Origin of the sequence: Streptomyces sp. NPDC086787, from assembly GCF_044745865.1 — a bacterium.
Taxonomy (GTDB): domain Bacteria; phylum Actinomycetota; class Actinomycetes; order Streptomycetales; family Streptomycetaceae; genus Streptomyces.
Window position 1 is genome coordinate 904,529 of sequence record NZ_JBIVBC010000001.1, and the last position, 18,423, is coordinate 922,951.

The window sequence follows — 18,423 nt, forward strand, 5'->3', positions numbered from 1 at the left end:
GGCGAGCTGCTGCTGCCGGGAGCACGGCGGCTTGCCTAACCGCCGAGTGACAGCGTCACGAGTGCCGTTGTCGCCGCCGTCTCCGCGAGGGCGCCGAACACGTCGCCGGTGACCCCGCCGAAGCGGCGGAGGCAGTGCCGGAGCAGGAGTTCGGCCGCTCCGGCGGCGGCCACCGCCGCGAGGGCGGTGCGGGCGATGTCGTACGGCCCGAACAGGGCGCCCGCGGCCGCCGACCCGGCGACGACGGCGAGCGCGACGGTCAGCGCGCCCGCGGTCGGCACCGCCCCGGCCACCGCCGCCCCCAGCCCCTCCGGCCGGGCCGCCGGTACCCCGGTGCGGGCGGCGAGGGTCAGCGCGAGGCGGGCCACGGTCGCCGAGACCACGGCGGCCAGCGCGCCCCGCGCCCATGAGCCGTCGTAGGCCTGGGCCAGCGCGGCGACTTGGGCGAGCAGGACGAACAGCAGGGTCAGCACGCCGAACGGTCCGATGTCCGACTGCTTCATGATCCGTAGCGCGTCGTCGGCGGGCTTGCCGCTGCCCAGCCCGTCCGCGGTGTCGGCGAGACCGTCGAGGTGCAGACCGCGGGTGAGGACGGCCGGTACGGCGGTGGTGGCCACGGCGGCGAGGAGCGGGCCGGTGCCGAGGAACAGCAGGAGCACGCCGAGCGCGGCCGCGCAGCCACCGACCACGAGGCCGGGCAGCGGGGCGCACAGCATGCCGCCACGCGCGGTCTCGCGGTCCCAGCGGGTGACCCTGACCGGGAGCACGGTGAGGGTGCCGAAGGCGAAGCGCAGGCCGTCCGGCCAGGGGGTCGATGCGGGCACCGGCGCAGGTTACCGGGCTGCTGCCCGGGCGATCATGCGGGGTGAAGGGGGTTTTGCACTATAAAGTGCCGATATGGGGCACTGGCTGTACCGGAACATCATCGAACCCGGCAAGCTCCCGCTGCTGTTCGCCCTCGCCGCGTTCGTCGTGACCTTCGTGGTCACGCGTGTCATCACCCGGCTGATCCGGGCCGGGCGGGGGCCGTTCCGCAATGTGAAGGCGGGCGGGGTGCACATCCACCATGTCGTCCCCGGCGTCATCCTCACCATCATCGGCGGCTTCGGCTCCATCGCGAGCGGCGGCCGCGGTCTCGGGGCGCCGCTGTGCGCCGTGCTGTTCGGCGTCGGCGCGGGGCTGGTTCTGGACGAGTTCGCGCTGATCCTGCATCTCGCCGACGTCTACTGGACGGAGGAGGGCCGCCAGAGCGTCGAGGTGGTCGTGGTCACCGCAGCCCTGGTCGGACTGCTTCTCGCGGGCTTCTCCCCGTTCGGCGTGAACGACCTCTCGCAGGAGGAGCTCCAGGACCGGGCCGTCGCCGTGCTCACCATCGTGGCCAATTTCCTGCTCTCCCTGGTCGCGCTGACCAAGGGCAAGGCACGGACCGCGATCTTCGGTGTGGTCCTGCCCCCGCTCGCCCTGTACGGCGCGCTCCGCCTGGCCCGCCCCGGCTCCCGGTGGGCCCGCCGCTTCTACCGCAACCGCCCGCGTGCCCGCGCCCGTGCCGCCCTGCGCGTCTACCACCACGACCGACGCTGGGCCGGCCCCAGCCGCACCGTCCAGAACTGGATCGCCGGCAAGCCGGACCCGGAGCGTCTCCCGCCGGGCAGGGCGAGTTGAGGGTCAGACCCGCACCGGAGGCGATGCGGAGCCCGCCCCTGACGCCGACCGCGATCCACGCCCCGCCGACCTCGTTCCACGCCCGGCCGACCGTGCTCCACTCCTCGCCGACCGCGATCCACGCCCCGGCCCCGGCCGTGACCCACTGCCCGCCCCGGCCCCCAGCCGTCCTCCCGTTCCGCCTCCGGAAGCCGGGGCGCCGCCGGAGGCCGCAGGCGCCGTACGTCCCGGCCCCCGTGACCCGCGGTTCCCGCGTCCGCTCAGGAGGGACTGGGCGCCGCACAGGGCCGCGACTCCCGCGATCGCGGCCAGGTGCTCCTTGCCGGCGAGGTTGTTCTTGACGAGGACCTCGGCGACCATCGCCGCGATCACCCCGGCCCCCGTGACCCGGGCGCCGTAGCGGTGGGCGAGGTACAGGGCGAGGCCCACCACGGCCGCCGACGGGCCGGTGTCGACCACATGGGCGTCCGTGGTGGGCAGGCCCAGCGGGGTGTGGGGGCCCAGGGCGATGGCGGCGCGGGCGTACAGGGTGCCGGCGAGTGTGGCGACGTAGGCGATGGCCAGCGTCCGCCACCGGCCCAGGCAGATCTCGGCGATGCCGAACACGAGGAGAAGCTGGACGAGGGCGCCCCACACGGGCAGGTCCAGGGCGGGGACGAACAGGGACAGCGGGGTGCGCAGGAGGGCGAGCCAGAGGGGGTCGTCGGCGCGTACGGCACCGGTGTGCTGGACGAACTGGTAGCCCCAGGACTGGTTCTGCGTGAACTGGAGCGCCGCCGTCAGGCACACCGCGCCGAGCGCCATGGGAACCGCCCGCAGGCGCCGCTCGGTCAGCGCGTGGCGCACGATGACGTGGAGCGGCCCCCATTCGGCGCGGGCCCAGCGGGCGAGCGTTCTCATCTGTGTGTCTCCAGGTGCTTGCGGTGCAGCCACTTCGGCAGGCCCGGCGCCTCCAGGAACCCCTCCGCGCGCGCCGCCGCCAGGGCGATGCGCGGCAGGTCCGCGCTCTTCTCGAAGAGCAGGAACCGCGGTTCCCAGATGGGCCGGTACTTCGCGTTGGCGCGGTACAGCGACTCGATCTGCCACCAGCGCGAGAAGAAGCTGAGCAGCGACCGCCACAGCCTCAGCACCGGCCCGGCGCCGAGGCGTGCGCCACGCTCGAAGACCGAGCGGAACACCGCGAAGTTGAGAGAGACCTGAGTGATCTCGATCTCCTGTGCCCTGCGCAGGAGTTCGAGGACCATGAACTCCATCAGCCCGTTGTCGGAGTCCCGGTCCCGCCGCATCAGGTCGAGGGACAGTCCGTGCGGCCCCCAGGGCGCGAAGGACAGCAGGGCCTTAAGCTCCCCGCTCGCGTCCGTGCACTCCAGCATCACGCACTGCCCGTCTCCCGGGTCCCCGAGCCGGCCGAGCGCCATGCTGAAGCCGCGCTCGGTCGCCCCGTCCCGCCAGTCGTCCGCCCGCCGGAGCAGATGGGCCATCACGTCGTCCGGGATGTCCGCGTGCCGTCGGATGCGCACCTGGTACCCGGCCCGCTTGATCCGGTTGTAGGCCTGCCGCACGGTCCGCATCGCCCGGCCCTCCAGCGTGAACTCGGCCACCTCCACGATCGCCTCGTCACCGAGCTCCAGCGCGTCGAGGCCGTGCCGCGCGTACACGGTCCCGGCCTCCTCGCTCGCGCCCATCACGGCCGGGATCCAGCCGTGCTCCCGCGCCTGCGCCAGCCACGGCGCGATCGCCCCGGGCCAGGCCTCCGAATCGCCGATCGGATCCCCGGAGGCCAGCGACACCCCGCTAACCACCCGGTAGGCGACCGCCGCCTTCCCGGTCGGCGACCACACCACGCTCTTCTCCCGGCGCAGCGCGAAGTACCCGAGCGAGTCCCGCTCGCCGTGCCGCTCCAGCAGCGCCCGCAGCCGCAGCTCGTCGTCCTCGGTGAGCGGGTCGACGGCGCGCCGGGAGCGGAAGGCGGCGTAGAGCACGACGAGCACGAGGACCGTGCTGATCACATTGATGACGACGTTGACCCAGTTGGGGGTGGAGATCCCGGGGAAGCGGGACTCGCCGGCCGCGACCGAGATCAGCCGCAGGGCGCCGTAGTGCCATCGTTCCAGGAACGTCGAACTGGCCGCGTCCGGGGACCGGTTCGTGACGGTCACCAGGAACGCGGCCAGCAGTGAGGCGAGCAGCCCGCCGCCGACGGCGACGGTGGCGGCGAGCTTGGTGTTGGACCGGTCGCCCTTGGCGTAGAACTCCCGCCGCCCCACGAGCAGTGCGGCGAAGAACGCGGCGGTCAGGATCAGCGAGATCCAGTTCTGGGCGTACCGCCGGATCTCCGGGAACGCCACGGCGAAGGCGAACAGCGCCAGGAACAGCCCGCACAGCACCAGGTTCAGGATCCACGCGGCCCGCTTGCGTCGCCGCATGGTGATCGCCAGGAAGGTGGTGAACACCCCGGAGGCGAAGCCGGCGGTCAGCAGGTACGGGGTGAAGAGGTTCTCCTGGTTGTGCCGCCGCACGTCCTGACCGAGAGAGACCCAGACCGCGCTGAGGAAGTTGATGAAGGCGACCGCCCGCAGGTACCAGACGGCGAAGGCGGCGGCCCGCCGGGAGGCCCCGGTGGACCGCCGCTCCCTTTCACCGTCCGGGTCTGTGGCAATTCGGGCATCTCCCATGGAAAAGGATGATATGCCCGCGCATATGGTGAATCACGACATTCAGGCCGTACTCAGACCGCCCCGGTCTCCTGCTCCTTCTCCGGATCCTCCTCCGGAAGAAGTTCCGGATCCCTCTCCGGGAGCTCCGCCGCCAGAGCCGCCGCGGCCTGCACCAGCGGCAGCGCGAGCAGCGCCCCGGCGCCCTCCCCGACGGTCACGCCCTGGCTCAGCAGCGGCTCCAGCCCCATCCGGTCCAGCGCCTTCGCCTGCCCCGGCTCGCCGCTGTCGTGCCCGGCCAGCCACCAGTCCGGCGCCCGGAACGCGACACGCTGCGCGACCAGCGCGCACGCGGCCGCCACGACCCCGTCCAGGATGACCGGCATCTTCCGTACGGCCGCCTGGAGCAGGAACCCGGTCATCGCGGTCAGGTCGGCCCCGCCCGCCGCCGCGAGCAGCTCCAGCTGATCCCCGAGCACCGGCCGGGCCCGGCGCAGCGCGTCCCGGACGGCCGCGCACTTGCGCATCCACGTCAGGTCGTCGACGGCGACCCCGCCCCGCCCGGTGACCACCGACGCGTCGGTCCCGCACAGCGCCGCCACGAGCACCGCCGCGGCCGTGGTGCCACCCACGCTCACATCGCCGAGCACCACCAGATCCGTGCCGGAGTCGGCCTCCTCGTCGGCGATCGCGACACCCGCCCGGAAGGCCGCCGTCGCCTCCTCGGCGGTCAGCGCGTCCTCGATGTCGATACGGCCGCTGCCGCGCCGCACCCGGTGCCGCACGACCTCCTCGGGCAGTGTGTCCGGCTCGCAGTCCAGCGCCATGTCCACGACCCGCACCGGCACCCCCAGCCGCCGCGCGAGCACCGACACCGGGCTGCCGCCCGACAGCACGGACCGCACCAGCCGCACGGCGTCGCCCGCGGGACGCGCGGAGACGCCCAGTCGGGCGATCCCGTGGTCACCGGCGAAGAGCACCGCCCGCGGCCGCTCGACGGGCCGCACCGGCACGGTGCCGCGCGCGGCGGCCAGCCACTCGCCGAGGTCGTCGAGGCGGCCCAGGGATCCGGGCGGCACGAGCAGGCGCTCCCGGCGTGCCTCGGCGTCACGGCGTACGCCCCCGTCGGGGCGCTCGATCAGATCGGTGAAGTCGTCGAGATTCAGCGAGCTCATTCGCCGAACAGTACCGGCAGCGGACGAACAGTCCGGTGCCGCGTCGACGCCATACCCGTACGGCGTCTTGGCACCCAAGATCGCGATCCCATACGTTCCGTTTTGCAGCAGATTGTCGTACAGGGAGTCGCCCATGCAGTCCACGGAAACCTTCCACGAGCCGCGCCGCGAGGACTGCCCCTGGTGCGGCTCGCGGCGACTGCGCACCCGGCTGCGCGTGCCCCGACGCCGCCACCACCGGCCCGGCGGATTCGCGGCCGACCAATGCCTGGACTGCGCCCACGTCTTCCAGAACCCGCGGCTCACCCCGGAGGGGCTCGCCTTCCACCACCGGGAGTTCTACGCCGGGCACCTGGAGGCCCTCGCCGAACGCACCGTCACCGGCCGCTCCGGACGCCGCCGTCACCAGGCCGCCGCCCGCGCGCTACTGGCCCTGCCCGAACCGGAGAGCTGGCTGGACGTCGGCACCGGCCACGGCCACTTCCCCGCCGCGGTGAAGGAACTCTTCGCCTACACCGCCTTCGACGGCCTGGATCCGACCCCGCGCGTGGAACGGGCCCGCAGATCCGGCCGGATCGAGGAGGCCCACCGCGGTCGGCTCACCACTCCCGAGATCCTCGACCGCCTGCGCTCCCGCTACGACGTGGTCAGCATGCTCCACCACCTGGAGCACACCCCCGACCCGCGCGCCGAGCTCCACGCCGCCCTCGCCGTACTGCGCCCCGGCGGCCACCTCCTGGTCGAAGTCCCCGACCCGCACAGCGCGTTCGCCGTACTCCTCGGCAAGTGGTGGCCGCCCTACGGCAGACCCCGTCACCTGCACCTGATGCCCCTGGACAACGTCCGCGCGGAACTGGAGTCCCAGGGCTGCACCGTCATCGCGACCGACCGGAGGGAACCCCACACCCCCCACGACCTGTCGGCCGCCCTCGCGCTGGCCCTGGCCCACGTCCTGCCGAAGTCCTGGCGCCGCGCCGCGGCCCCCCTGGTGAGCGCGGCCACCGCCCTGGACCACGCCCTGGCCCCGCTGCTCCGCCGAACCCGCTTCTCGAACAGCTACCGAGTCGTCGCCCGCAAGGACATCGCGTAACCCACCCCCTCAGCACCAGCGCCTCAGCCTCACCCCCTCAGCACCAGCGCCTGCCCGGCCACCACCAGCAGCACCTGCTCGCACTCGGCCGCGAACGCCGCGTTCAGCCGGCCGAGTTCGTCGCGGTAGCGCCGGCCGGACGCGGTGGCCGGCACGATGCCCGAGCCCACCTCGTTCGACACCGCCACCACGGCCCGCCGGGCCGACCGCACCGCCCCCGTGAGGTCGAGCACCCGTGCCCGCAGGGCCCGTTCACCGCCGCCCGCCCACTCCGCGTCGTCCCACGCCCCGACCGAGTCCATCGCGTCCGTCAGCCACAGCGACAGGCAGTCGATCAGCAGCGGCGGCCCGTCCTCCGCCAGCAGCGGCACCAGGTCGCAGGTCTCCGTCGTACGCCACGAGCCCGGCCGCCGTTCCCGGTGCGCGGTCACCCGTGTCGCCCACTCCGTGTCCCCGCCGCGCGTCCCGCCCGTCGCCACGTACAGCACGTCGGGAAACGCCTCCAGCCGCCGCTCGGCCTCCACCGACTTCCCCGACCTCGCGCCGCCCAGGACCAGCGTGCGCCGCGGCACGTCGGGCACCTCTTCGTACACCCCCGTCTCCAGCGTCGTGCCGTCCGGCACCGCCCGGGCACCCGCGGCCGCCAGCCGCCGCCGCAGTTCGGCGCCCGACGGCACGTCGTGGTCCAGATGCACGGCGACCACGTCCGTCGTCGGTCCCACGGCGCCCACCGCCCGCAGCCTGGCCAGCGCGTCCGGCCGCCCCACGACGTCCGCGAGGACCAGGTCGTACGCCTCGGCCGGCGCCGAACCCTCCTCCAGGCCGGCCGGCGCGGACCCCGGCGGCAGATAGAGCATCCGCCGCCCCGTCGCACCGGTCACCGCGTACCCGGTGCCGCCCGCGTCCATCGCCAGCGCCCGCACCCGATGCCCCGTCAGCAGGGCGAGTTCCCGCCCGTCCGGCACCCGCACCGGCTGCGGCAGCCCGGCCGGCACCTCCACCGCCGGACCGTCGTGCGGATGCGACAGCAGCGCCTGCCGCACCCCGCCGAGCGAGCGCCCGGCCCGCGCGGCCGCGAACGCCGCTCCCGGCGTCAGATCGAGCAGCAGGGCCCCGTCCACCAGGACCGCGGTCGCCGCCCGCGCGTCCGTCCCGAGCGCGCTCGCGCACACGGCACAGGAACAGTCGGGGCGGGGCAGTCCGGCGGGGGCACCGGTACCGAGCAAGGTCACTTCCACGGACAGATTTTCACCCGTCCCCGCCGGTGGCGCGCACCGGGCGCCGACCCGCCCGCCCTCTCACGCCGGACCCGGCCGAGCGCATAGGCTGCTGATCACCAGCCGGACCAGGACACCAGGGAGGCGTACATGGCGGCATGGACGTGGCGTTTCGAGAAGACCGACGGGACGGAGATCGAGCCGGCGGTGCAGCCCGAGGAGTTCACCACGCAGGGCGACGCCGAGTCCTGGATCGGTGAGTACTGGAAGCAGCTCCTCGAAGGCGGAGCGGACCAGGTACGGCTCTTCGAGGACACCTCGGAGATCTACGGGCCGATGAGCCTGCACGCCACCGAGGCGTAGGCGCAGGAGCGAGGCTCGGGAACGTCACCCGGGGTACGGGGATTCACCCCCCGTACCCCGTCAGCCCCGTACGCCGCACAGATGCAGCAGCGCCGCGACCCCGCGGTACGGATCCGTCCGTCCCGCCCGCTCCTCGGCGTCCAGCAGCGTGTCCAGCGCCGCCGGGGGCTCCGCGCCGTCCGCCGCCGTGTCCGTGAAGACCCGCACGCCGTACCAGGCGTGCAGCGGTGCCCCGATCCCGGCCAGGGTGGCCGTGAGCGCCGACAGCCGGTCGGCCCGCGCGTCGAGGCCCAGCCGGTTGCGGTAGGCGGTCGTACCGAACGCGCGCAGCGCCTGCGACCAGTCCCCGGACAGCCCCGGCCGCATGGCCAGCGCGTCCCCGTTGCGCACCAGCAGCGACAGCAGGCCCCCGGGGGCGAGCATCCGGGCCAGTCCCGCCAGCAGTGCGTCGGGCTCCGCCACGTACATCAGCACGCCGTGGCACAGCACCACGTCGAAACTGCCCGGCAGGAAGTGCACGCCGGTCTCGTGCCCGTCGCCCTCCACGATCCGCATCCGCTCGCGGATCCCCTCCGGCTCACCGGAAAGGGCCTCCCGAGCGGCCGCGATCATCGTGGCATCCCGCTCCACGCCGGTCACCTGGTGCCCGGCGCGGGCCAGCCGCAGGGCCTGCGTGCCCTGGCCCATGCCCACGTCGAGCACCCGCAGCCGCTGCCCGACCGGGAAGCGCGCCGCTACCTGCTCGTCGAGCTGCCGGGCCACCAGCTCCTGCCGTACGACATCGCGCAGCCCGCCCAGCCCGTCGAGCCAGGCACTCGCCGCACCCCCGGAGAAGGCCTCTGCGCTCAGGGCCGCTCTCCGCGCTTGACCTGCGGCTTCGGCAGCCGGAGCCGGCGCATCTGGAGCGAGCGCATCAGGCCGTAGGCCACCGCGCCCCGCTTGTTCTCGTCGGGGAAGCGCTCCGCGAGCCGCTTGCGCAGCCGGAAGCCGGAGACGGCCGCGTCGAGCACGATCAGCACGATCACGATCAGCCACAGCAGCAGCGCGATCTGCTGGAGCGCCGGGACACGCACCACGCTCAGCACGAGGATGAGCACGGCCAGCGGCAGGAAGAACTCCGCCACGTTCCAGCGCGAGTCGATCCAGTCGCGGACGAACCGGCGGACCGGGCCCTTGTCGCGCGCGGGCAGGTATCGCTGGTCGCCGCTCGCCAGCGCCTGACGGCGCCGCTCCATGTCCGCACGGCGCTCGTCGCGCTGACGCTTGGAGGCCTCCTTGCGGGTCGTCGGCGTACTGGCGACGCTGCGGCGCTGGGACTGGGCCTCACTGCGCTTGGGCGTGGGCCTGCCCTTCGGGGCCTGCGGGTCACGGGGCTGCTTGGAGAAGTTCACCGGCGCCTTGTCGGCGGGGACTTTCTCTTCCTTGGCACGGCTACGGAACACAAAACCCAAGGGTACGTGGTGACGGGCCGTGGACCCCAGCCCGGCCGGGAACGATCCGGCAACACCGCGCGTCCGTAGGGGACAGGGAGGGCGTGCTCGGGGGGCCACCTACTCCTTGCGCCGGAGGGGGACCCGTTCGTGGTCGTTCTTGGGGAGGAGCGCATCCGCCCCCGAACAGTGCGGTAATAGAGGCAGGGCCCGTACTGTGGGTTCTGTCGCAGGATCGGTGAGCTGGAGTCCGTCAGAAGGGGGCGCGCGAAGCCCATGAGCGGTGTCATGAAGCGTATGGGGATGATCTTCCGCGCGAAGGCGAACAAGGCCCTTGACCGGGCCGAGGACCCTCGCGAGACCCTCGATTACTCGTACCAGAAGCAGCTGGAGCTGCTCCAGAAGGTCCGCCGCGGCGTCGCCGACGTGGCCACCTCGCGCAAGCGGCTGGAACTCCAGCTCAACCAGCTCCAGCAGCAGTCCGGCAAGCTGGAGGACCAGGGCCGCAAGGCGCTCGCCCTGGGCCGCGAGGACCTGGCCCGCGAGGCCCTGTCCCGCCGCGCCGCCCTCCAGCAGCAGGTCACCGACCTGGAGTCGCAGCACTCCACGCTCCAGGGCGAGGAGGAGAAGCTCACCCTTGCGGCCCAGCGGCTCCAGGCCAAGGTCGACGCCTTCCGCACCAAGAAGGAGACGATCAAGGCGACGTACACCGCCGCCCAGGCCCAGACGCGCATCGGTGAGGCCTTCTCCGGCATCTCCGAGGAGATGGGCGACGTGGGCCTCGCCATCCAGCGCGCCGAGGACAAGACGGCCCAGCTCCAGGCCCGCGCCGGCGCCATCGACGAACTGCTGGCCTCCGGCGCCCTGGACGACCCCTCCGGGATGGCCAAGGACGAGATCCAGGCCGAACTGGACCGCCTCTCCGGCGGCACGGACGTCGAGCTGGAGCTCCAGCGCATGAAGGCCGAGCTGGCCGGGGGCTCGTCGCAGCAGGCGATCGAGGGCGGCACCGGCCAGGCGCAGCCCCAGCAGCAGTCGCAGGACACCCCCCGCTTCGACAAGCAGTAGACGCCGCAGCAGCCGTGGCCGACCCCCTGGAGGGCGAGATGGCGGACATGATCGTACGGATCATGGGGGAGGGTCAGATGAGGCTGGCCGACAGCCACCTCAGCGAACTGAACAGGCTGGACGACGAGCTCCTGGCCGAGATGGAGAACGGCGACGGCCCCGGCTTCCGCCGCACCCTCCAGTCCCTCCTGGGCAGGGTCCGCGAACTCGGCGCTCCCGTTCCCGACGACTCCCTGACCCCCTCCGACCTCATCCTGCCGTCCCCGGACGCCACCCTGGAGGAGGTCCGGGAGCTGCTCAGCGACGACGGCCTGATCCCGGGCTGAACAGGGCTGGGGGCGCGGGCACCGGGCGCCGTACTGTTCGCTCCGTGAGCAGCACTCTGGAGCGCGCCCGCCGCCAACTGACAGCGCACCCCCTGGCTCTCGACGCGGGCATCGCCGCGGGCGCCCTGGTGTGCATGGCCCTCGGATCCTTCCTGGACCCCAGCGGGGGAAGCGGCGGAGGAGACGGCGGCAGCTGGGACGTGCGCACCCCGGACCCGCTGAGCCTGTTCCTCATCGCCGTCGGCGCCGTCGCGCTCGTCGCGCGACGCCGCGCCCCGAAGACGGTCCTCGCGGTCACCGGGACCGTCTCCCTGGTCGAGTGCGTCACCGGCGATCCCCGTGCCCCGGTCGTGATGTCCGCCGTGATCGCCCTGTTCACGGTCGCCGCCGCCACCGACCGCCACACCACGCTGCGGGTCGGTCTCCTCACCACGACCGTGCTGACCGGCGCCGCCATGCTCGCCGGGCCACTGCCCTGGTACGCCCAGGAGAACCTCGCCGTCTTCGCCTGGACCGGCATCGGCGCCACCGCGGGCGACGCCGTCCGCAGCCGCCGCGCGGTCGTCGGCGCCATGCGGGAACGCGCCGAGCGCGCGGAACGCACCCGGGAGGAGGAGGCCCGGCGGCGCGTCGCCGAGGAGCGGCTGCGCATCGCCCGCGACCTGCACGACGTCGTCGCCCATCACATCGCCCTGGTCAACGTGCAGGCCGGTGTCGCCGCCCATGTCATGGACAAGCGGCCCGACCAGGCGAAGGAGGCCCTCGCGCACGTCCGCGAGGCGAGCCGCTCGGCCCTGAACGAACTGCGCGCCACCGTCGGCCTGCTGCGCCAGTCCGGCGACCCCGAGGCCCCCACCGAGCCGGCCCCCGGCCTGAGCCGCCTGGACGAGCTGGCCGGCACCTTCCGCAGTGCCGGGCTCCAGGTCGAGGTCGCCCGCGCCGACCAGGGTGCCGTACTGCCCGCGGCCGTCGACCTCGCCGCGTACCGGATCATCCAGGAGGCCCTGACCAATGTGCGCAAGCACGCGGGCCCCGATGCCCGGGCCGAGGTCAGCGTCGTACGCGTGGGCCCGCACATAGAGGTCACCGTGCTGGACGACGGCGAGGGCGACGACGCCACGACCGAGGTCGGCGGCGGGCACGGTCTGCTCGGCATGCGCGAACGCGTCACCGCCCTGCGCGGCACCCTCACCACCGGTCCCCGCTACGGCGGCGGCTTCCGGGTGCATGCGATCCTGCCGGTCAGGACCCGCGCCGCCGCCCCGGAGGAGCCCGTATGACCATCCGTGTCCTGCTCGCCGACGACCAGGCACTGCTGCGCAGCGCCTTCCGGGTGCTGGTCGACTCCGAGCCGGACATGCAGGTGGTGGGCGAGGCGTCCGACGGGGCCGAGGCGGTACGGCTCGCCCGGGAACGGCAGGCCCAGGTCGTCCTCATGGACATCCGGATGCCCGGCACCGACGGCCTCGCGGCCACCCGGATGATCAGCACCGACCCGGCCCTCGCGGAGGTCCGTGTGGTCATCCTGACGACGTTCGAGGTGGACGACTACGTGGTGCGGGCGCTGCGGGCCGGCGCCTCCGGTTTCCTCGGCAAGGGAGCCGAACCCGAGGAACTGCTGAACGCCATCCGGATCGCGGCGGGCGGTGAGGCGCTGCTCTCCCCGACGGCCACCAAGGGCCTGATCGCCCGTTTCCTCGCGCAGGGCGCGGACGACGCCGACCCCACGCTCTCCGGCCGGCTGGCGGCGCTGACCGGCCGGGAGCGCGAGGTACTGGTGCAGGTCGCCGGCGGCAACTCCAACGACGAGATCGCCGAGCGGCTGGAGGTCAGCCCACTGACGGTGAAGACACACGTCAACCGGGCCATGGCCAAGCTGCACGCGCGGGACCGGGCACAGCTCGTGGTGATCGCGTACGAGTCGGGGCTGGTGCGCCCGAGGACGGACTGACGTACCGAGCCCGGGCGCGTCCCTGCCGTGACTACGGCAGCGCGAGCATCCGCTCCAGCGCCAGCTTCGCGAACGCCTCGGTCTCCTGGTCGACCTCGATGCGGTTGACCAGCTTGCCCTCGGCCAGGGACTCCAGGGTCCAGACCAGGTGGGGGAGGTCGATGCGGTTCATGGTCGAGCAGAAGCAGACCGTGCGGTCGAGGAAGACGATCTCCTTCCCCTCCGGGGCGAAACGGTTCGCCAGGCGGCGGACCAGGTTCAGCTCCGTGCCGATGGCCCACTTGGAACCGGCCGGGGCGGCCTCCAGGGCCTTGATGATGTACTCCGTCGAGCCGACGTAGTCCGCCGCGGCCACGACCTCGTGCCGGCACTCGGGGTGGACCAGGACGTTCACGCCCGGGATGCGCTCGCGCACGTCGTTGACCGAGTCGAGGCTGAAGCGACCGTGCACCGAGCAGTGACCGCGCCACAGGATCATCTTGGCGGCGCGCAGCTCGTCCGCCGTGAGGCCGCCGTTCGGCTTGTGCGGGTTGTAGAGCACGCAGTCGTCCAGGGACATGCCCATGTCGCGGACGGCGGTGTTGCGGCCCAGGTGCTGGTCCGGCAGGAACAGCACCTTCGTCTCCGAGGGGCCGCCCTGCTCGAAGGCCCACTCCAGGGCCCGCTTCGCGTTCGACGACGTGCAGATGGTGCCGCCGTGCTTGCCCGTGAACGCCTTGATGTCCGCGGAGGAGTTCATGTACGACACCGGCACGACCTGCTCGGCCACGCCTGCCTCGGTCAGCACGTCCCAGCACTCCGCGACCTGCTCGGCCGTGGCCATGTCGGCCATGGAGCAGCCGGCGGCCAGGTCGGGCAGCACGACCTTCTGGTCCTCGGACGTCAGGATGTCGGCCGACTCGGCCATGAAGTGCACACCGCAGAAGACGATGTACTCGGCCTCGGGCCGCGCGGCGGCATCCCGCGCCAGCTTGAAGGAGTCGCCCGTGACGTCGGCGAACTGGATGACCTCGTCGCGTTGGTAGTGGTGGCCGAGTACGAAGACCTTGTCGCCGAGCTTCTCCTTCGCCGCGCGGGCGCGCTCGACCAGGTCGGGGTCGGACGCCGCGGGCAGGTCACCTGGACAGTCGACACCCCGCTCACTCTTCGGGTCGGCCTCGCGGCCGAGGAGCAGCAGGGCGAGCGGAGTCGGCTGTACGTCGAGCTCCGTGGTCTGGGCGGTGGTCACGACACGCACCCTTTCTTCTTTTCGTCTAACTGACGCTATCTATCATAACCGCTTCACGTCAGTTTGACGATGCCGATTGTGTCGATGTGACGTGAATCCCGCCCCGACTTGCGCACCCACTCCTGGTTCCCTGTTCGCTTCAGCGGGCGTGTGCGAGCATGAGGTGGAAGCGATAAGCGAAAACGCATGTGCTCGGCCCGGAATGAATCCGCGGGCCCGCCGGTTGAAACACGTCGGCAAGCAGTCTCCGTACAACCCGGGAGAGATGTAGATGTCCGTATCGGACGAGACCACCACCGTCACCGACGGCATCATCCTGACCGACGCCGCCGCGTCCAAGGTGAAGGCCCTGCTCGACCAGGAGGGCCGTGACGACCTCGCACTGCGCGTCGCCGTCCAGCCCGGCGGCTGCTCCGGTCTGCGCTACCAGCTCTTCTTCGACGAGCGCTCCCTCGACGGCGACGTGAAGAAGGACTTCGACGGCGTGAAGGTCGTCACCGACCGCATGAGCGCTCCGTACCTGGTCGGCGCCACCGTCGACTTCGTGGACACGATCGAGAAGCAGGGCTTCACGATCGACAACCCGAACGCGACGGGCTCCTGCGCCTGCGGCGACTCCTTCAGCTGAGCCGTATCCCCGAACACACCGCGAAGGCGGCGGCCCCCTCCGACGGGGCCGCCGCCTTCGCGGTCTTCGGTGACGGACGACCGGCGCCCTAACCCGCCTGCTTCGGGATCTTCTGGCCGTCCGGGCCGACCACCTCCCGTGAGCCCAGGGAACCGTGCAGGTGGACGGTGCGCTCGTACTGCTTGGCGATCATGATGCAGACCTTGCCCGGCCAGGGCTTCTCGGTGACCGTGACCGTCACCCGGTCCGAGTCCTCGTCCGCGGAGGCCGTGTAGTCGGCGCACACCCCGCCCGAGAAGGTCACGGTCAGGTTCTCGCCGTCGGCCTTGTAGCCGGTCGCCGCGGCGTTCCTGGGCTTCGGCGGCTTCGGTGAGGTGGGTGAGGTCGGTGACTTCGTCTCCGGCGCGGAGGCCGAGGTGAGGTACTTCGGGTCGACCGCCGGATACGTCACCGTGTCGGCCGCGCCCGGCTGCGCGCCCCGCACCTCGAACAGCCAGGACGGGACCAGTGCCTGCCGCCCGCCCACGGAGTGCGCGGCCAGTCCGAACACCGCGCGCTCGATCGTGACCGTGGGCGAATTCCCCGCCGCTGCCGAGGTTCCCGGAGCTCCCGGAGTCCCGGACTTCCCGGCGCCGCACGGCTGCTCGAAGCGGTCCTTCAGCGGTACGGGATCGGCGCAGCCGCCGATGCCCATGCGGTGGTCGGTCCGCGGTGCGGAGTTCATCAGCTTCAGGGCCCGGTCGGCGCTGAGGACGGGATACGACGCGCCCTTCGCCGGCGCCGTCAGCTGCCCGCTGCCGCCGACCAGTTCGCCCCCCACACCGACGGTCAGTCCGGTCGTCCAGCCGTGCGTGGGCAGCCCGTCGACCACCGGATCGGCGTTCACCACCCGCTGGGCGCCCATCACCTGCCGCGCGTCCACCTTCGCGTCGTCCTGTCCCAGCGCCTTCAGCACCGGCGCCGCCGCCTTCTCGGCGTCCGCCACGCTCACCGGGGTGGCGGCCGGGGCGGCCGGGTCCTGGGCGTGGCAGGTGGTGATCTTCTTGCAGTTGTCCGTGCCGGGCGAGTAACGGCTGAAGGTCCAGGAACCCGGCGCCTGCCGCGCCACGCGCAGAACCGGGCCCGAACCGTCCTTGCCCGCGCCGACCTGCCAGGAGTCCCCGACGGTCACCGGCGTCGCGTCGACCCCTAGAGCCTTCGCCAGCCGGGCCACGTCCTCCTTGCCGACCTCGCCCGTCGACCGGTAGACGGCGGCCGAGCCGGGGCCGTCGGGCAGCTTTCCGTCCGCCCGGTAGGTCACGCCGTACGGGTTCGGCTCACCGGGCGCGATGCCGTTGCCCCCCGAGGAGGCCGAAGCGGAGGAGTCGTCCAGCGGGAGCGGCGGCGGAGTGGCCCCGCCACCCGCTCCCCCCGCACCTGCGTCCGCGCCACCGCCACCATCACCGGCGGTTGCCAGATAGGTCCCACCACCCCCGACGACGAGCACCGCGGCCACGACAGCGGCCGCGATCACCCCGGACCGCCGCCACCCGGCCTGTGACCTCGCCGAACCATCAGAATCCACCGCTGCACCGTCTGCGCCCGCGCCGTCGGCCGACGCACCGTTCGCCGCCGCGCTGCGCGTCGCCGTGCTCTCTGCGCCCGCGCCGAACGGCGCCGCGCTGTCCGCGCGCGTGGTGTCCGCGTCCGGGCCGTTCGGCCCTGCGCCGCCCGCCACCGCACTGACCGTCGCCGTGCTGTCTGCGCTCGCGCCGACCGCCGCCGCGCCGTGCGGGTCCGTGCTTTCTGCGTCCGCGCCGTTCGCCCCTGCGCCGCCCGCATCCGCGCCGTTCGCCGGTGTGCTGTCCACGCGCGTGGTGTCTTCGTCCGCGCCGTCGGCCGCCACACCGTTCGCCACCGCGCTGTCTGCCGTGCTGTCTGCGTCCGCGCCGACCGCGTCCGCGCCGTTCGCGCGCGTGCTGTGCCCATCCGCACCATCCGCCGCCGCGCCACCCGATGCGTTCTGGGCCGCGGACGCGGCGGCGGTCTCGCCCTTCGCCGGGTCGGAAGAGTCGTTGGTCCCGCCCTTCGCCAGGCCGGCGGAGCCCTCGGCTTTGTTCTTCGCCAGACCGGCGGAGCCCTTCGCCGGTTCCGAGTCGCCCGCGGGAGTGGCGTTCTCCGGCCTGCCGCCGGAGGCCTCCGCGTCGTCTTGATCGGGTCGCTCGGTGTTCACCGCATCGCTCCTCGCTGGGTCGTGTCCCGCGTCCCCTTCGCGGGGGACGGCGATGGGACGCGGCGGGGGAGCGTGCGGTTCCCCGGTGAGCGCCGGGGGGCTCAGTCGCCGTAGTCCGACATGGCGTCCAGCAGCCGTGCGGACCGCACCGGAACGGTCACGCCGTGGATGAGTGACAGGGGCACCGGAGGGGCAGTGTGATGTTCGGGCGCTGCCCAGTGACCGACCATCCGTGCGCAGTCACCGCGGAGCGACGCCAGGCCGCCTTCCAGGTCCGCCGGAGCGGGGGCTTCGACCGTCAGCTTCGTCATAGCCGCACCGTATGCACGTCGAGCCTCGCGAAGAAAGAGCTACTATCGGGTAGTTTTGCCAGCTTCAGAGCCCCGTCAGAACCGGGTAGCGTAAAACGTCAACCCGTCTCCCCCTTGGAGAGTCCTCGCCGTGCGCATCGCAGTCACCGGCTCCATCGCCACCGACCACCTCATGACGTTCCCCGGCCGTTTCGCCGAACAGTTCGTCGCGGACCAACTGCACACGGTCTCGCTCTCCTTCCTCGTCGACAACCTGGACGTACGCAGGGGCGGAGTCGGCGCCAACATCGCCTTCGGCATGGGTCAGCTCGGCACCCGGCCCATCCTGGTCGGCGCCGCGGGCTTCGACTTCGACGAGTACCGCGCCTGGCTCGACCGGCACGGCGTCGACACCGAGTCGGTCCGCATCTCCGAGACCCTGCACACCGCCCGCTTCGTGTGCACCACGGACGCCGACCACAACCAGATCGGCTCCTTCTACACCGGCGCCATGAGCGAGGCCCGGCTCATCGAGCTGAAGACCGTCGCCGACCGCGTCGGCGGCCTCGACCTGGTCCTCATCGGCGCCGACGACCCGGAGGGCATGCTCCGCCACACGGAGGAGTGCCGCTCGCGGAACATCCCGTTCGCCGCCGACTTCTCCCAGCAGATCGCCCGTATGAACGGCGACGAGATCCGGATACTGCTGGACGGGGCGGCCTACCTCTTCTCCAACGAGTACGAGAAGGGCCTCATCGAGGCCAAGACCGGCTGGACCGACGAGGAGATCCTCGGCAAGGTCGGCCACCGCGTCACCACCCTCGGCTCCCGCGGCGTCCGTATCGAGCGGTCCGGCGAGGACCCGATCGAGGTCGGCTGTGCGGAGGAGGAGCGCAAGGCCGACCCCACCGGCGTCGGCGACGCCTTCCGGGCCGGCTTCCTCTCCGGCCTGGCCTGGGGCGTCACCCTGGAGCGCGCCGCCCAGGTCGGCTGCATGCTCGCCACGCTCGTCATCGAGACGGTCGGCACCCAGGAGTACCAGCTGCGCCGCGCCCACTTCATGGACCGCTTCACCAAGGCGTACGGTCACGAGGCCGCCGACGAGGTCCGCGTGCACCTCGCGTAGCCC

General features: G+C 72.6%; 19 protein-coding genes. 9 read left to right on the top strand and 10 right to left on the bottom strand.

Annotation, left to right across the window (positions count from 1 at the left end; translation table 11 throughout):
- Positions 1-35: 35 nt before the first annotated feature.
- Positions 36-824, bottom strand: a complete 789-nt coding sequence (locus ACIPK3_RS04200; protein WP_402566462.1) for an adenosylcobinamide-GDP ribazoletransferase — start codon at positions 822-824, stop codon at positions 36-38.
- A 73-nt stretch (positions 825-897) separates the two neighbouring features.
- Here ACIPK3_RS04200 and ACIPK3_RS04205 point away from each other — a divergent pair, with 73 nt between their 5' ends.
- Positions 898-1,662, top strand: a complete 765-nt coding sequence (locus tag ACIPK3_RS04205) for a hypothetical protein (protein WP_402566463.1) — start codon at positions 898-900, stop codon at positions 1,660-1,662.
- Between the two features lie 3 nt (positions 1,663-1,665).
- Here ACIPK3_RS04205 and ACIPK3_RS04210 read toward each other — a convergent pair whose 3' ends face one another.
- Genes ACIPK3_RS04210 through cobT form a run of 3 tightly spaced genes read right to left on the bottom strand, consistent with a single transcriptional unit; the run spans position 1,666 to position 5,491 of the window.
- On the bottom strand, positions 1,666-2,562 hold the full coding sequence (locus ACIPK3_RS04210) for a hypothetical protein (protein WP_402566464.1): 897 nt from the start codon (positions 2,560-2,562) through the stop codon (positions 1,666-1,668).
- Complete coding sequence (locus ACIPK3_RS04215) at positions 2,559-4,337, bottom strand: phosphatidylglycerol lysyltransferase domain-containing protein (RefSeq protein WP_402566465.1); 1,779 nt, start codon at positions 4,335-4,337, stop codon at positions 2,559-2,561. The genes ACIPK3_RS04210 and ACIPK3_RS04215 overlap by 4 nt, the downstream gene beginning before the upstream one ends.
- Positions 4,338-4,390: 53 nt before the next feature.
- The gene (gene cobT / locus ACIPK3_RS04220) at positions 4,391-5,491 is read right to left on the bottom strand and encodes a nicotinate-nucleotide--dimethylbenzimidazole phosphoribosyltransferase (protein WP_402566466.1); all 1,101 of its coding nucleotides are present in this window, start codon (positions 5,489-5,491) and stop codon (positions 4,391-4,393) included.
- Positions 5,492-5,624: 133 nt separating this feature from the next.
- Here cobT and ACIPK3_RS04225 point away from each other — a divergent pair, with 133 nt between their 5' ends.
- The gene (locus tag ACIPK3_RS04225; RefSeq protein ID WP_402566467.1) at positions 5,625-6,581 is read left to right on the top strand and encodes a class I SAM-dependent methyltransferase; all 957 of its coding nucleotides are present in this window, start codon (positions 5,625-5,627) and stop codon (positions 6,579-6,581) included.
- Positions 6,582-6,610: 29 nt separating this feature from the next.
- On the opposite strand, the gene ACIPK3_RS04230 is transcribed toward ACIPK3_RS04225, so the two are convergent.
- Positions 6,611-7,819, bottom strand: a complete 1,209-nt coding sequence (locus ACIPK3_RS04230; protein WP_402566468.1) for a bifunctional adenosylcobinamide kinase/adenosylcobinamide-phosphate guanylyltransferase — start codon at positions 7,817-7,819, stop codon at positions 6,611-6,613.
- A gap of 129 nt (positions 7,820-7,948) precedes the next feature.
- Between ACIPK3_RS04230 and ACIPK3_RS04235 the strand changes: the two genes are divergently transcribed.
- Complete coding sequence (locus ACIPK3_RS04235; RefSeq protein ID WP_402566469.1) at positions 7,949-8,161, top strand: hypothetical protein; 213 nt, start codon at positions 7,949-7,951, stop codon at positions 8,159-8,161.
- 60 nt (positions 8,162-8,221) lie between these two features.
- Here the strand turns inward: ACIPK3_RS04235 and ACIPK3_RS04240 are convergent, their stop codons facing one another.
- Both ACIPK3_RS04240 and ACIPK3_RS04245 read right to left on the bottom strand, forming a co-directional pair.
- On the bottom strand, positions 8,222-8,923 hold the full coding sequence (locus ACIPK3_RS04240; protein ID WP_402566470.1) for a class I SAM-dependent methyltransferase: 702 nt from the start codon (positions 8,921-8,923) through the stop codon (positions 8,222-8,224).
- A gap of 83 nt (positions 8,924-9,006) precedes the next feature.
- Positions 9,007-9,603 (bottom strand): DUF3043 domain-containing protein, encoded by a 597-nt coding sequence (locus ACIPK3_RS04245; protein WP_402566471.1) that lies wholly within the window; start codon positions 9,601-9,603, stop codon positions 9,007-9,009.
- Positions 9,604-9,867: 264 nt separating this feature from the next.
- Here ACIPK3_RS04245 and ACIPK3_RS04250 point away from each other — a divergent pair, with 264 nt between their 5' ends.
- The 4 genes from ACIPK3_RS04250 to ACIPK3_RS04265 are packed head-to-tail and all read left to right on the top strand — an operon-like array spanning position 9,868 to position 12,936.
- Positions 9,868-10,659 carry a PspA/IM30 family protein gene (locus ACIPK3_RS04250; protein ID WP_402566472.1) on the top strand — a complete coding sequence of 264 codons (792 nt, stop codon included), beginning with the start codon at positions 9,868-9,870 and terminating at the stop codon, positions 10,657-10,659.
- Between the two features lie 47 nt (positions 10,660-10,706).
- A complete protein-coding gene (locus ACIPK3_RS04255; RefSeq protein WP_402566852.1) occupies positions 10,707-10,985 on the top strand; it encodes a hypothetical protein in 279 nt (92 codons plus the stop codon).
- A 44-nt stretch (positions 10,986-11,029) separates the two neighbouring features.
- Positions 11,030-12,265: a sensor histidine kinase gene (locus tag ACIPK3_RS04260; protein WP_402566473.1), complete on the top strand. Its 1,236-nt coding sequence runs from the start codon at positions 11,030-11,032 to the stop codon at positions 12,263-12,265.
- Positions 12,262-12,936: a response regulator gene (locus tag ACIPK3_RS04265; protein WP_402566474.1), complete on the top strand. Its 675-nt coding sequence runs from the start codon at positions 12,262-12,264 to the stop codon at positions 12,934-12,936. Before ACIPK3_RS04260 ends, ACIPK3_RS04265 begins: the two co-directional genes overlap by 4 nt.
- A 31-nt stretch (positions 12,937-12,967) precedes the next feature.
- Here the strand turns inward: ACIPK3_RS04265 and nadA are convergent, their stop codons facing one another.
- On the bottom strand, positions 12,968-14,164 hold the full coding sequence (gene nadA / locus ACIPK3_RS04270; protein WP_402566475.1) for a quinolinate synthase NadA: 1,197 nt from the start codon (positions 14,162-14,164) through the stop codon (positions 12,968-12,970).
- Between the two features lie 271 nt (positions 14,165-14,435).
- Here nadA and erpA point away from each other — a divergent pair, with 271 nt between their 5' ends.
- The gene (gene erpA / locus ACIPK3_RS04275; RefSeq protein ID WP_402566476.1) at positions 14,436-14,792 is read left to right on the top strand and encodes an iron-sulfur cluster insertion protein ErpA; all 357 of its coding nucleotides are present in this window, start codon (positions 14,436-14,438) and stop codon (positions 14,790-14,792) included.
- A gap of 88 nt (positions 14,793-14,880) precedes the next feature.
- On the opposite strand, the gene ACIPK3_RS04280 is transcribed toward erpA, so the two are convergent.
- On the bottom strand, positions 14,881-17,004 hold the full coding sequence (locus ACIPK3_RS04280) for a hypothetical protein (protein ID WP_402566477.1): 2,124 nt from the start codon (positions 17,002-17,004) through the stop codon (positions 14,881-14,883).
- A 101-nt stretch (positions 17,005-17,105) separates the two neighbouring features.
- A complete protein-coding gene (locus ACIPK3_RS04285) occupies positions 17,106-17,315 on the bottom strand; it encodes a hypothetical protein (RefSeq protein WP_402566478.1) in 210 nt (69 codons plus the stop codon).
- 130 nt (positions 17,316-17,445) lie between these two features.
- Here ACIPK3_RS04285 and ACIPK3_RS04290 point away from each other — a divergent pair, with 130 nt between their 5' ends.
- Positions 17,446-18,420 carry a carbohydrate kinase family protein gene (locus ACIPK3_RS04290; RefSeq protein ID WP_402566479.1) on the top strand — a complete coding sequence of 325 codons (975 nt, stop codon included), beginning with the start codon at positions 17,446-17,448 and terminating at the stop codon, positions 18,418-18,420.
- Positions 18,421-18,423: the final 3 nt, after the last annotated feature.

Bases quoted from the DNA above. Each gene is read 5' to 3' on its own strand.
- ACIPK3_RS04205 (WP_402566463.1), top strand. From the start codon at position 898: ATGGGGCACTGGCTGTACCGGAACATCATCGAACCCGGCAAGCTCCCG.
- ACIPK3_RS04210 (WP_402566464.1), bottom strand. From the start codon at position 2,562: ATGAGAACGCTCGCCCGCTGGGCCCGCGCCGAATGGGGGCCGCTCCAC.
- ACIPK3_RS04215 (WP_402566465.1), bottom strand. From the start codon at position 4,337: ATGGGAGATGCCCGAATTGCCACAGACCCGGACGGTGAAAGGGAGCGG.
- cobT (WP_402566466.1), bottom strand. From the start codon at position 5,491: ATGAGCTCGCTGAATCTCGACGACTTCACCGATCTGATCGAGCGCCCC.
- ACIPK3_RS04225 (WP_402566467.1), top strand. From the start codon at position 5,625: ATGCAGTCCACGGAAACCTTCCACGAGCCGCGCCGCGAGGACTGCCCC.
- ACIPK3_RS04235 (WP_402566469.1), top strand. From the start codon at position 7,949: ATGGCGGCATGGACGTGGCGTTTCGAGAAGACCGACGGGACGGAGATC.
- ACIPK3_RS04250 (WP_402566472.1), top strand. From the start codon at position 9,868: ATGAGCGGTGTCATGAAGCGTATGGGGATGATCTTCCGCGCGAAGGCG.
- ACIPK3_RS04255 (WP_402566852.1), top strand. From the start codon at position 10,707: ATGATCGTACGGATCATGGGGGAGGGTCAGATGAGGCTGGCCGACAGC.
- ACIPK3_RS04265 (WP_402566474.1), top strand. From the start codon at position 12,262: ATGACCATCCGTGTCCTGCTCGCCGACGACCAGGCACTGCTGCGCAGC.
- erpA (WP_402566476.1), top strand. From the start codon at position 14,436: ATGTCCGTATCGGACGAGACCACCACCGTCACCGACGGCATCATCCTG.
- ACIPK3_RS04285 (WP_402566478.1), bottom strand. From the start codon at position 17,315: ATGACGAAGCTGACGGTCGAAGCCCCCGCTCCGGCGGACCTGGAAGGC.